At 36.7% G+C, this 13,997-nt stretch carries 12 protein-coding genes; all 12 read left to right on the forward strand.

Annotated features, from left to right (window positions below; translation table 11 throughout):
• Positions 1-10: 10 nt before the first annotated feature.
• A complete protein-coding gene (locus IQ282_RS12320) occupies positions 11-1,276 on the forward strand; it encodes a glycosyltransferase family protein (protein WP_194852175.1) in 1,266 nt (421 codons plus the stop codon).
• Between the two features lie 13 nt (positions 1,277-1,289).
• Positions 1,290-2,408 carry a non-hydrolyzing UDP-N-acetylglucosamine 2-epimerase gene (gene wecB, locus IQ282_RS12325; RefSeq protein ID WP_194852176.1) on the forward strand — a complete coding sequence of 373 codons (1,119 nt, stop codon included), beginning with the start codon at positions 1,290-1,292 and terminating at the stop codon, positions 2,406-2,408.
• Between the two features lie 13 nt (positions 2,409-2,421).
• Positions 2,422-3,360 (forward strand): glycosyltransferase family 2 protein, encoded by a 939-nt coding sequence (locus IQ282_RS12330; RefSeq protein WP_194852177.1) that lies wholly within the window; start codon positions 2,422-2,424, stop codon positions 3,358-3,360.
• 24 nt (positions 3,361-3,384) lie between these two features.
• Positions 3,385-4,470 carry a glycosyltransferase family 2 protein gene (locus tag IQ282_RS12335; RefSeq protein WP_194852178.1) on the forward strand — a complete coding sequence of 362 codons (1,086 nt, stop codon included), beginning with the start codon at positions 3,385-3,387 and terminating at the stop codon, positions 4,468-4,470.
• A gap of 47 nt (positions 4,471-4,517) precedes the next feature.
• The gene (locus IQ282_RS12340) at positions 4,518-5,987 is read left to right on the forward strand and encodes a hypothetical protein (protein WP_194852179.1); all 1,470 of its coding nucleotides are present in this window, start codon (positions 4,518-4,520) and stop codon (positions 5,985-5,987) included.
• A complete protein-coding gene (locus tag IQ282_RS12345; protein WP_194852180.1) occupies positions 5,984-7,120 on the forward strand; it encodes a glycosyltransferase in 1,137 nt (378 codons plus the stop codon). Before IQ282_RS12340 ends, IQ282_RS12345 begins: the two co-directional genes overlap by 4 nt.
• Positions 7,095-7,712 carry a class I SAM-dependent methyltransferase gene (locus IQ282_RS12350; protein ID WP_194852181.1) on the forward strand — a complete coding sequence of 206 codons (618 nt, stop codon included), beginning with the start codon at positions 7,095-7,097 and terminating at the stop codon, positions 7,710-7,712. The genes IQ282_RS12345 and IQ282_RS12350 overlap by 26 nt, the downstream gene beginning before the upstream one ends.
• Positions 7,713-7,756: 44 nt before the next feature.
• Complete coding sequence (locus IQ282_RS12355; protein ID WP_194852182.1) at positions 7,757-8,926, forward strand: acylneuraminate cytidylyltransferase; 1,170 nt, start codon at positions 7,757-7,759, stop codon at positions 8,924-8,926.
• Positions 8,913-9,788, forward strand: coding sequence for an N-acetylneuraminate synthase family protein (locus IQ282_RS12360; protein ID WP_194852183.1), 876 nt, complete (start codon positions 8,913-8,915; stop codon positions 9,786-9,788). Before IQ282_RS12355 ends, IQ282_RS12360 begins: the two co-directional genes overlap by 14 nt.
• Positions 9,789-10,275: 487 nt before the next feature.
• Complete coding sequence (locus IQ282_RS12365) at positions 10,276-11,694, forward strand: glycosyltransferase family protein (RefSeq protein WP_194852184.1); 1,419 nt, start codon at positions 10,276-10,278, stop codon at positions 11,692-11,694.
• The gene (locus IQ282_RS12370) at positions 11,695-13,128 is read left to right on the forward strand and encodes an MBOAT family O-acyltransferase (RefSeq protein ID WP_194852185.1); all 1,434 of its coding nucleotides are present in this window, start codon (positions 11,695-11,697) and stop codon (positions 13,126-13,128) included.
• Complete coding sequence (locus tag IQ282_RS12375; RefSeq protein WP_194852186.1) at positions 13,128-13,994, forward strand: hypothetical protein; 867 nt, start codon at positions 13,128-13,130, stop codon at positions 13,992-13,994. Before IQ282_RS12370 ends, IQ282_RS12375 begins: the two co-directional genes overlap by 1 nt.
• Positions 13,995-13,997: the final 3 nt, after the last annotated feature.

The raw sequence follows: 13,997 nt of genomic DNA on the forward strand, positions 1-13,997 counted from the left end.
AGGTTCATAAATGCCACAATTAAAAATCCTCATTATAGCAGACACGCTAGACGAACAAGCCAGTAGTGGTGGTAAAGCTAGTATGGCATTAGTTAAAGGATTTGTGGAACAAGGTTATAAAATTAAAGTGTACCACTACTCTAGAAAAGAGCTCGAAATTGAGGGGATACAATTAATTTCAATATGCGAAAAAAGAAGTACTCTATCTTACATTAAAGCGAAAAGCCAATTACTCTTTCAACGATGGACGGGAAAAAATATCAATTCATGGATAGAGTGTAGAAAAGGATTTTCTTACACTCATGATTATGATGTAGAAAGTATCAAATATGCGGTTAATCAAGAGTCGCCTGAAAATTACGATTACATATTGACTCTTAGTTATGCGAGTAGTTTTAGGGCACACAAGGCCATTCTACAAATTCCTCACTGGCATAAAAAACTGTTGTCATATGTCCACGACCCCTATCCTATGCACAGTTATCCACGACCCTACGACTGGGTAGAGCCTGGACATCAATTTAAGCGGGATTTTTTTATTGATCTATTTGAAAAGTCTGCGCACATACTCTATCCCAGTAAATTACTGGCGGCATGGATGGAAAGTTATTACCCCACGGGAAAGGGAAAGTCAGTGGTATTGCCCCATTTGATGATTGATGGTTTGAAAAACACGGGTGATTATCCACAGTACTACCATCCAGATAATTTTAACCTGCTTCATGCGGGATCACTCATGAGCGCTAGAAACCCAATGGGGGTAGTTGAAGCCTTCACTTTGTTTTTAAAGGAAAACCCCACCGCATTACAGGAGGCAAACCTTGTTATTGTAGGTGGAGCGTCGGTTTTTCATACAGAGCTGGAAGGTATTGCTAACGAATTACCCCAATTGACTCTAAGTCCAGGAAAGGAAGATTTTCAACGTACTTATAATATGCAGCAACAGGCAGCGGTCAATATCGTACTAGAAGCGAAAGGACCGACCAGCCCATTTTTACCGGGTAAAGTGTCGCATTGTATCGCTGCAGATAAACCTATACTATTATTGGGGCCCTATTACAGCGAGACGCGCCGGCTTTTAGGCAATGACTATCTTTACTGGGCAGAAATTGATGACGTTGAAAAAATTAAAAACTATATTTTATGTCTTTATAATGACTGGAAAAAGGATAGGACAACAGCTGTTTTAAATCGACCAGATTTAATGGAGTACTTTAGCAGCAGGAGCATTTGTAAAGTTTTCGAACATATAAAATCAGAGCAAATCAACGATTAATTATCCCGTTTTTATGAAGAAGATCTTAATGGTAATAGGTACTAGGCCAGAAGCAATTAAAATGGCACCTGTAATTAGAGAGATAGAATTACATCCAAAGGATTTTGAGCTGCATATTTGTGTGACTGGGCAACATCGCTCCATGCTAGACCAAGTACTGTTTTTTTTTCAAATAAATCCACATACGGATTTAGATCTCATGGAACCAAATCAGTCTCTCGCATCGCTTACGGCTAAGCTAATGACAGGTTTGTCAAACATTGTAAAAGAGTTTGCACCAGACATTGTTATGGTGCATGGTGATACAACAACTGCCATGGTCGCATCATTGGCAGCTTTTTATGAACAGAAAAAAATAATGCATATAGAAGCTGGCTTGCGAACTCATACTATAGAGTCACCATTTCCTGAAGAGGCAAACCGTCAAATTATTTCAAGACTAGCTAGTTGGCATATGACGCCTACGAGTTTAGCGCAACTTGCATTACTTAAGGAAGGAGTGAAACCAGAAATGATACGGGTGACTGGAAATACGGTCATAGATTCCCTTAATCTTGGTTTAAAGATTATTGAAGACTCGGGAAGTTTGAAATTATTGCAATTCAAAAAGCAAATAAGTAGCGGTAGAGTTATTCTGGTAACAAGCCACCGTCGGGAAAATCAGGGACAGGGAATTATTGAGATTTGTCAGGCACTTAAAGCAATTGCTTTACAAAATCCTGATATTCAAATCGTGTTCCCGGTACATCTTAATCCCAAAATAATAGATACTGTTAAGGATCAATTAAAAGGAATTCGGAATATTTTACTTATTGAGCCATTGGATTACGAGCGTTTTTTATGGTTAATGCAGCATAGTTATTTAATAATTACGGATAGTGGTGGGATACAAGAAGAGGCACCATCCTTAAATAAGCCAGTTTTAGTTATGAGGGAAGAAACGGAACGACAGGAAGCTGTCGACTGCGGTGCCGTTATTCTTGTGGCTAATAAGAAAGAGAGAATCGTCAATGAAACCCAACGGTTGCTGGATGATGATGAGTTATATCAACGCATGGCTGGCGCGACAAATCCATATGGCAATGGAACGGCAGCAAGGCAAATAATTGATAGTCTTAAAAAGATAGTATAAACAAAAAATTATTATGATTTCTATTATCATTCCTGTTTATGATAGGGCTACTTTAATCTTAGAGACCTTGAAATCTATATCTGCTCAAACTTATACTAATTGGGAGTGTATTATAATTGATGATCAGAGTGCAGATGATACTGTGAAAGTTATAACTAACTTTATAAAACTTGATAAGAGATTTAAAATCTATCTTGGAAAAAAAAAGGGGGCAAGTGCATGTAGAAATTACGGAATCAGTAAATCATCAGGAAATTTTATTCAGTTTTTCGATAGCGATGATATCATGCATCCAAAACATTTAGAATTAAAGATTTCAGTTATTGAAGATTTTGACTTTACAATTTGTAAAATTCGAGGTTTTCGAAATGATTTTTGCGAAGATTATTTTGAAAAAGATATCGTAAAAGATGTTGATTACCCAAAGGATTCATTTAAGTCATTTGCAATCGGAAGTTTTCATATGTGTATGGTACTCCCATTATGGCGTAGTTCTTTTTTAAAGCAATTTTTACCCATAAGAGAGGATTTAAACGTTTTGGAAGATCGAGAGCTTCACGCAAGAATATTATATACAAATCCCAAGTTTAAGATTATAAATAGAACTTTAATTTACTACAGAAGGGATTGTATTTCTATCACAAATAATTTTTTTAAGGATATTGATTATGGTCTTGAGGCCTTTTTAAATGCATTGAAAACAGTTCTTTCATTACGCAGCGATGACGAAATAAGACTTGGTATTCTTAAAAAAACATTAGGCTTTTTTAGACAAGCCCTAGTGGAGGGTAATTTCAGCGCAGCGAGTAGATGTCTGAAATTTACAACCCAACAAAAATTATGGTATTCCAATACTCTAAAGTTAAAGTTAATAAGGATATTATTTTTTTTTAGAGTTTTAAAAATCCTAAAAAGAGGTGAAACACGTTTTAAGTTTTTATTCAAAATTTGAAGTTGAATAATAATTAATCATTATATGATACCAAATATTACCGTAATTATACCTAATCGCAATCGCAACTTAAAAACTGTGAGCAGGACGCTTGACTCTATAAAGCCACAGTTAAGCGAACATTTAAAAATTTACGTGGTTGATTATGGGAGCGAATTGAACTATCAGAGTGATTTAAAACATCTAGTTATGACTTATGGATCGATAGAATTAATTGAGTGCCCTACTCAAGGACAATTGTTTCATAAAACCAGGGCTATTAATTTAGTGTTGAAGCAGACTCTATCAAAATATTTCATGGTTCTGGATATGGATTGTATATGCCATCCAAATTTCTTTCAGATAGCATTAAGATTGGCTGAAAATGGTGATGTTGTCAATTTTCCATACGGTTATTTGTCAGAAAAGGAAAGCTTAAAAGATCAAAAATTCCAAGATTATGAAGTAAGATTTCCAAATAACATTACGGGTACAGCTATTTTTGAAACAAAAAAATTGTTAGAGATTAATGGTTTTGACGAAGTATTTCACAATTGGGGAGCGGAGGACGCAGATGCTTTCGCAAGATTGAAAAGAGCTGGTACTAACACGAACCTCTATCATGAGAAATTACTTTTATTGCATCAATGGCATTCAAAGACATACCGCCAAAAACAAAGTAAAGCCCCATTTCACAATAAGCTGGAAAAAATTAATCATAAGTATTTCGAGCTATCAAATAAGCTAAAAAGAATTAGGACCAATGAATCGCTAAATTGGGGAATACCGTTTAATTTAAAACATTATTCTTTGCTGAAAACACCTGACTTTAAGATTAACATTAACTCTAGTCAAGAGGAAATAGTTGCCTTAATATCGCAGTTGAATGAGTTTGACAGCTCTTCCATTGTTGAAGTAATTGTTACAAGTTTAAGTACAACATTAAAGGTAAAGGTTAAGATAAAATCACTTTTAGGTAAGAGACAACTAACTTATATAAGTTTGGAGAAAGCTAATGAGCTACTCTTGGAAAATATTATTTTAAGAAATAGAAATAAGCCTTATCACTATCAATTTGATAGAAGTCAAGACAAAATTATATTTAGAATTAATTTGATAAATCCTACGTGAAACTTAGAGGGGAATATTTCGATGTAGTTAACATTAACAAAAAATGAATGAAAACCCACAATGATATCCATGACTATTTTGTAAAAATTGAATCCCAATATCCCGTGGACTCATGGAGCATTAATGGTGTTGATATATGGCCCTATTTGAGGATCAAACTTTACTATCACTTAATTAATTTCATAGAACGAGAGTCACCAAATAAAGTTGTTAGTAGTTCTACCACAACTAGAAGAACTTTCAAACAAGTAATTGATCTAGCCAAAGATTACCTGTATTACCGTAAGAAAATATCTGAAAAGAAAAGAATCAATACAATTTTTCTAAGTATTAAGATGCATAGAGTTAATTACCAGGGTAGGTCATTCAACAGGTTTTTTGATAGTATGATCAAGGCTCATAATTTACAGGATCAGACCGCAACTATAGAGATGCAAGGAATAATAAAGAACTCGTTTAATTCAGAAAATTTAATTGACGGTGCAAGATTGTTAAACGGCTACAAAGCATATAAAAAAATCCTTAGATATTTTGGTGTCCAAACAATAAATTCAGACTGTTTTTATCTTAATAATTATGAGGAGTTTTTAAATCAGCTTAGGTGCCAATCTTGGTTTTCACCAAATTTGAATTTTCATGTGAATCATATGATTGAATGGTCAAACAAAATTATATCATATTCAGAATTATATTCCAAATTACTTAAAAGGCGATCAATAAAACGGATAATCGCTGTAAGTTATTATGGTTATGACGATATGGCGGCGGCTATTTTGGCATCTAACAACCTTAATGTTGAAACTATAGATTTTCAACATGGTCCACAAACTAATGTTCATATGGCTTATTCTAGTTGGAATAGGTTACCTGACAAAGGTTTCAACACAATGCCCAAAGTATATTGGAACTGGGATCAATTATCAAGTGATAATATTCAAAAATGGTGGGGTAGATCTGGTGGGACATTAGTTACAGGCCAGCCTTGGTTGGCATTCTTTAAGCAAAACATGATAAATATCAATAAATGTGATATTTTGTACACGTTACAAATTGTAAATAAAGGTAATATGATTCAATTTTTTTCGAAAGAAATATTGAATTTTATGAGGATAGAGCCTTTTATCTGGACTTTGCGAATACATCCCAGAAACCTCTCGCAGCTTGGTGCCATTGAAGATTTTTTAAAATTAAAATTAATTCCTAAATCAATATATAAAATTGAACTGCCTCAAAACTTTTCGTTGGTAGGCTCCCTCCAAAACTGTAGAATCCATATTACAAATTATTCGGGAAGCGTTATAGAGGCATGCCTTTTAAATAGACGGACAGTAATTATCGATAAAACTGGAAGTCTTTTTTTTGAAAACTATATTGATGGTGAATTAGTTCATTATGTTGATAAACATAATATTGAATTTAGGAAGGATATTCTGAAGATACTTGATCTAAATGATACAAATTTTTTCAATGAGGGATTAAATATTTTTAACCCAATTATTAAAACTAGTAAGAAGTGAAAATTTTATTTGTTTCAATGAATAATATTCACTTCCGGCGCTGGTCTGACCAGTTGCGGGATAGTGGTCATGAGGTGTTTTGGTTTGATATCTTGGATCAAGGCTATGCACCGTCTATGGACTGGATGAATCAGATAACGGGATGGAAGAAGGGCTTTTTGAAACGAAAAGGCAGGTCGTTTTTAAAGCGATTCTTTCCAATTCTTTACAGAAGTCTGGAAACAAGATTTGATATCCCTGTTGATGTCGCTTTTGCGAAAGCCTTACAAGATACTCAACCTGATTTAGTTCATAGTTTTGCGCTACAAATAGGTTGCCTACCTATATATCCTATTTTAAAGGAATACCCTGAAGTAAACTGGTTGTACAGTTCCTGGGGAACAGATCTTTTCAAACCTCAATTAATAGGTGTATCTAACCAGAAACTGAGATTAATTCTTGAGAGAGTAGATTATTTACTAGTTGATAATTACCGGGATTTTCGGATTGCAAACGATATGGAATTTAGAAATAAGTTTTTAGGTGTGTTCCCTGGAAATGGAGGTACGGACTTTAGTGACACTATAATTGAGTCAAAAAATAAAGTTGGTATCTTAATTAAAGCAAATCAAGATGTAGTTGGTCGTGGAGACTTAATAGCTCAGTCAATCTTTAACTTAAAAGAGCAGTTAACTGATATCCCAATCTATTTTGTAGGAGCTTCAAATCTCAAACTGTATGATCAACTAGGACAATGGCCTATGGTATCGATATTTAAAAGATCAGAATTATTAGATCAGCCTGAATTAAAAGAGATATATTCTAAATGCTTTCTTTATGTTGCAATAAGCTTGTCTGACGGTACGCCAAATATGTTAATTGAAGCGTTAGGTAATGGGCTTTACGCTATTCAATCAAATCCAGGAGATGCGCTTAATGAATTAATTGTAGAAGATATCTCGGGAAATTTATTGCCTACTAACGTATGTCAAGGGAGATTGGAAGAAGTTATTATTAATGCAATTCAAAAAAAATATGAAATAATAGATGAAATACACGAAGAATCAAAAAGAATTCAAGAAAAGTATGATACATCAAATTGGACTCTTTTAATCCATAATCTTTACAATGATATTGAAAAGGGTAATACATAAGTTAGGAAAGTTATTCAATATTCTTCCAGCAAATCAACGTGCTGAAAAAAGAAGAATAGCAAAACTTAGAATCAACAAATCATCAGACATAGAACGCTGGGTTAAAAATGAGGAGCTGCAAACGGAATGGAACTCTCGTACAATTTTGCTCGCAGATTATGTTGCTAAAGGCGCTAATGTGATTGAGTTCGGTGCTGCTAACGGTGCGCTAAAATTAATTTTAGATAATAAAGCTACATATCAAGGCGTCGATATAGTAGCTAGAGATATAGAATTTTTAGTCTGTGACCTTAATTGGCAACCTATCAATATTGAATTGTCAGAGTACGATACGGTAATCCTGAGCGGTGTTTTTGAATATGTTTACGATATTTCATATGTTCTAAATTATTTTTTTGATCAAAATATTAAACATGTATTTTTTTCTTATGCCTGTTCAGATATAAGTAGGGAAGATCGATTGCTGAATGGTTGGTTGAGCGACTTTAAACAGGTTGAAGTTGTAAGTATAATTACTGATTCTGGATTTGAAATTGAAGAAACTATAGATTGGAAAGATCAGAAGTTATTCATTTGTCATCGCGTTAAATAAACAAGCACGTAACTTTCCCTAAATTTGCTTGCAACCCAACCATTATGAAATCCATAGGATTTATCCCATTACGCAAAGGCTCCAAAGGCATACCCGGCAAGAACAAAAAGAAATTGCTGGGCAGACCTCTTTTTTGTTGGGTGCTGGGGGAAGCGATTGCTTCAAATCTGGATGAAATATTTATTTATACAGATGATGATGAAATTATCGCTTTTATACACCAGGAATACCACTGGACAGATAAGGTAACTGCCCTAAAACGCAGTGCAACAAGTGCGAGTGATGACGCCAGTACAGAATTTGCCGTGCTGGAATTTCTAGATAACAAAAAGCTGGAATTTGACCATTTTTGCCTATTGCAAGCCACCTCACCATTCACGAGAGCGCAAGATATCAATCAGTGTTTGGAAGCTGTTTTTACAGGTAAAAACTATGATGCTGCGCTAACCGTGGTGAATACCCACAGATTCAGCTGGCTTGCCGATGGTAATCCTAAAAATTACGATATCTTCAAAAGGCCTCGACGTCAGGATTTTGAAGGCTTATTGATAGAGAACGGCGCCTGTTATGTCACTACCCATTCCGCTTTACGCGAAAGCAAAAACCGAATCAGTGGCAACATCGCCACGGTCACTATGCCCGAGGAAAGCCTTACCGAAATCGACTCGCTTACCGATTGGAAGATTGTGGAAGAACTACTGGCTGCAAGACTCAAGTCTCAGAAACAAACAGCTAAAATCACCCATTTGATTCTAGACGTGGATGGCGTGTTTACGGATGGTTGTATTTATTATGGGACAGATGGCGAACTCATGAAAAAGTTTGACATGCGCGACGGTATGGGATTGGAAATCCTACGACAAAACGGCGTTGAAGTCATGGTCATGACCAGCGAGGATTCCCCCATCGTTGCTAGCCGAATGAAAAAATTAAAGATCGATAAGGTCTACATGGGCGTTAAGGATAAATACAGCCTATTATCTAGAATTGTAACAAATCAACAACTTTCCTTTTCACAACTGGCCTACATAGGCGATGATGTCAATGATCTGGCTAATATTTGCGCCGCAGGTTGGTCGTTCACGCCAGCCAATGCCACCATGATCGTAAAAAATCATGCAGATATCATCCTCAACCACAATAGTGCAGACGGTGCCATACGGGAAGCCTGCGAATTTATAATGAAGTACAACAACCGCTATGAAAAATTATAAACCACCCTACACCATCGCAGAAATAGGCGGCAACCATAAAGGCGATATGGAAATTGCCAAAGAAATGGTCCAGATGGCAGCCGTTTTCTGTAAAGTCGATGCTGTTAAGTTTCAAAAGCGTCACAACATAGAATTGTTGACCAAGGAGCAATATGAAGCACCGCACCCCAATCCCATCAATTCCTACGGTGATACCTATGGAGCACACCGGGAATTTTTAGAATTTGATGTCCACCAACATGCAGAACTCAAAGCCTACTGTGAGGAACTGGGAATCACCTATGCCACCAGCGTTTGGGACTTGACGAGTGCGCAGGAAATAGCAGGATTAAATCCTGAATTTATTAAGATTCCCAGCGCCTGCAACAACCATTACGAGATGTTGGAATGGTTGTGCGAGAACTACACGGGCGAGATCCACTGTTCCACAGGAATGACTACCAAAGACGAAATAGGAAAGCTGGTTGGGGTTTTTATGAAACATAAACGTGCTCAGGATCTTGTATTATATAATTGTACATCAGGCTATCCGGTGCCTTTTGGTGATTTATGTTTGCTGGATATCCAGACCTTGATCGAGACTTACGGCGATCATGTGAAACACATTGGTTTTTCTGGGCATCATCTGGGTATAGCCGTCGATATCGCCGCATACACGCTGGGAGCTAACATTGTGGAGCGTCATTATACGCTGGACAGAACCTGGAAGGGAACCGATCATAGCGCATCGCTGGAACCAGCGGGAATGAGAAAATTGGCCCGAGATTTACACGCAGTACATCAAGCATTAACCCATAAATCCACAGATATTTTACCTATCGAACAAGTGCAACGCGATAAATTGAAATATCGGCCAAGTTAGGAGTTCAGAATTTTTAGACCTTGGCAAAAACAATGAGATAGCAAAACTTAAGCTGAACTCGTTTCAATCCTATAAATTTGCTCCCTCTCCGCCGGAGAGGGTTGGGGTGAGGCCACCATGCAAGAATCAAAACTTAATTTGACACTCCAAGAAAGTTGGAATCTTTGATTTTTTTTAACCAGAACTTAAATTAAAAACATCAAACAAGCAGAAATTGGAAAACCCCATTTCAAATCCTATAAATTCGCTCCCTCTCCGTCGGAAATGGCTGGGGTGAAGAAACCCAGCTAGAATTCAAAAGCTATATTAATTGCTAAAAAGATGAAACAAGGAGTTAGGTATAAAGCTCCTTCCCTTGAGGGAAGGCCGGGTTGGGTGTAACCGGAATATTGAATAATACGCTTTCCCTTATTTTTGCATTCAGAAACTCGGAGCTTTGATTTTCTTACAATGACTTCGATAGAATAAATTAACTAACCAACATAAATTGGACAACACCGATTCAAATCCTAAAATATTTATCCTTTTCCCTGACGGCGTGGGCCTGCGCAATTTTGCGTTCACTAATTTTAAGGAAATAGGGGAGCAGCAAGGCTTTGACATCACCTATTGGAACAATACCATCTTCCCTTTGCAAGAAGAGCTGGGATATCCGGAATTAAAGATCAGCAGTACCAAAATTCACCCTAAAACCACCATGCTCAGTCATGCAAGAAAAAGGGTAGAACTAGCGCTTTCGCGAAAGCGGACTAACGACAAAGTTTACAGCACCTATCGATTTCCGTTGCAATGGACGGGCATTAAGAAAGCCGTAAAAAGCGGTTTTGTCAAATACCATGAAGTATTTCGTGCCACACCACAAGGTTGGCAACGACTGATGGATCAAATGGCAACGGCCGAGCGATCCACAACACGGTTTAAAGAACTCAAAAAGCAGTTGGAAGTTCACAGGCCAGATCTGGTTTTTTGTACGACCCAGCGCGCAACCCAAGCCATCGCGCCCATACTGGCAGCACAGGATTTAAGCATTAAAACTGCTTGCTGGATCTACAGTTGGGACAATTTACCCAAGGGAATGACCACCATAGAAACAGATTATTATTTTGTCTGGTCAAACCTGATGAAGGAGCAGCTGCTGGAATATTACCCTAAAACCAATCCGGAACAGGTATTTGTGACTGGCACTCCACAATTTGAACCTCATTATGATAAGGGGCTTTTGCTTTCGCGAAAGCGATATTGTGAAGAACACCACTTAAATCCAGAAACTCGATATATCTGTTTTTCTGGTGACGATGCCACCACCTCGCCCTTGGATCAATACTATCTGGAAGATACCGCAGTTGCAGTCAGGAAATTGAGGGAACAGGGCAGGGATGTGGCTATTATCTATAGAAAGGTACCTGTTGATTTTACGGGACGCTACGATGCTGTTTTGGAAGAATATAAAGATGTCATCACGCCCATTGCTCCTTTATGGAAGCCTATGGGAGAGCAATGGAACCAGGTAATGCCGACCAGGGAAGATTTTGCGCTGCTTGTTAATACCTGCCATCATTGTGATCTGGTCGTGAACATTTGCTCCAGCATGGTGTTTGATTTTGCGATACACGGGAAACCCACGATCTATCCCAACTATGAACAGCCACAATTGGAAAAAGGCATTCGCGACATAGGACAAAATTATAAGTACGTACATTTCCGCTCCATGCCAGATGTTGATAAAAGTGTTATTTGGGCCAGTAGCAAGAGTGAGATTTACGATGGTATCAAGGGAATTCTGGATGGCAATTTGAATCCAGTTCCAGTGACAAAAAAATGGTACGGGATCGTCAATAAACCAGAACAACCAGAGAAAGCGAGTGAGCGTATTTGGGAAGGGGTCGGGAAAATATTACATGCTTAGATGCTTTTCAATAGTATAGAATATCTGATTTTCCTACCAATAGTATTTATTGCGTACTGGTTTTTCCTAAAAAAATCATTGCGTGGTCAGAACTTATTCCTGTTAATCGCAAGTTATATGTTCTATGGCTGGTGGGACTGGAGGTTTCTGGGATTGATTGCCTTTAGCACAATCGTCGATTTCTATGTCGCAAGATTTATTCAAAAATCTACAAAGCCGAGAACTAAAAAAAACCTACTCATCGTTTCCATAGTGGTCAATCTAGGTCTATTAGGATACTTCAAGTATTGTAATTTTTTCATTGAAGGATTTATCGACGCTTTTAACAGCTTAGGCATTGATTCAAATATTAGTTCTTTGAAAATCATACTTCCAGTAGGGATCTCATTCTACACATTTCAGACGTTAAGTTATACAATTGACGTGTACCGTGGGAAATTACCAGCATCTTCTAGTATTGTAAAATTTGCAACCTACGTGTCATTTTTTCCTCAACTAGTTGCAGGGCCTATTGAACGTGCGGTCAATTTATTACCTCAGTTTGATAAAAAAAGGGAGTTCGATGCAGAAAGAGGTATTTCTGGTCTTAATCTCATACTTTGGGGCTTATTCCAGAAAGTAGTTATCGCTGATAGCTGTGCGCCTTATGTTAATAGCATATTTAATAACTATGAAGACATGAATAGTTTGAGCCTTATGATGGGCACATTATATTTTGCCTTTCAGATCTACGGTGATTTTGCCGGTTATTCTAATATAGCAATAGGAACAGCTCGTTTGTTGGGTTTTGATTTGATGCGTAATTTTAATTATCCTTATTTCTCTAGAGATATCGCAGAGTTCTGGCGGCGCTGGCATATTTCTCTTTCGACCTGGTTCAGAGATTATTTATATATTCCTTTAGGAGGATCTAGAGGTTCGAAATGGAATACCGTTCGTAACGTAGTTATAATTTTTATCGTGAGTGGATTATGGCATGGAGCCAATTGGACTTTTGTGTTTTGGGGAGCATTGCATGCGCTATTCTTTATTCCTATATTGCTATTAAATAGAAACAGGAGTAATTTAGGCGCGGTTGCAGGTGAAAAACTACTGCCTAGCTTCAAGGAATTCAGCCAGATTATGGTTACTTTTTTGCTGGTTTGTACGGCTTGGATTTTCTTTAGGGCAGATACTGTTTTTATTGCTATTAGTTACCTCAAACAGCTGTTCACAAACGGTTCCTTTTCAGTTCAATATTTGAGCAATGAAAGATACGCCATTGAGATGCTTTTAATAATTGCAATCTTTGTAGCTTTTGAATGGTTCAACCGGCAAACTGAACATCCATTTAACGGTCGTTGGAAGTGGTTTAAAATTGTGAGTATTATATTTATGTTGCTGACTTTAGGAGTTTATTCTAATCATAACGATTTTATATATTTTCAATTTTAATGAAAAAATTCATAATCCACATTTTAATAGTAGGAGTTGTGTTGGTCACAATCGCTAGTGTATTAGATTATTCCTATGATTATATTTTTTTAAATACATCGTCAAGAGATAAAGTTCAACTTGCATTAAAACAAAAACATGATTACGTAGATTACCTTTTTTTAGGTAGTTCTAGAGTAGAAAATCATGTGGATTGCGATCTTATACAATCCCTAACAGGAAAATCATGCGTGAATTATGGCATAAGTGGCGGGTCGTATGAAGATTCATTAGTCCTTCTTCATTTATTAAAACAAAAAGGATTAACATATGGACATTTATTTATTCAATTAGATAATAGTATAGAGGATGGTGGGATGACAAAAAACTTTAAAGCCTCCTTGATACCGTTTATAGCTCCTTATGAATTGAAAATTGAAGGGATAAACATAAGCTTGAGTTGGTCGCAAAAAAACATTCCTTTTTACCGTTATGCTCAATATGATTATTTGTATGGAATACGTTCATGCGCAGCTCAAATACTGAAAAACCAGGATGAAATCAAACAATTTGGATACAAACCTCAATACGGTATAGGTTCTCATTTTTCAGGATTAATAAAAAAAACGCCTATCAAAAATAAATATATAGAGTTTATTAAAAAAGAAGCGATTCGTGATAACGCCCAAATTCATTTTTTTACATCTCCATATTGCCCATCAATGAAAAATACGGGAACCTATAATAGATTTAAAAGCTATTATCCAGGCTATATCAATTATGCATCTTATTACTCCAACCCTACTTATTTTGCAAATTGCAGCCATATGAATAACAATGGAGCTCAAGTTTTTACCAAACAAATAGTTAAGGATTTTAATTTGTAATCA

This window comes from Nonlabens antarcticus, assembly GCF_015356755.1.
GTDB lineage: Bacteria > Bacteroidota > Bacteroidia > Flavobacteriales > Flavobacteriaceae > Nonlabens > Nonlabens antarcticus.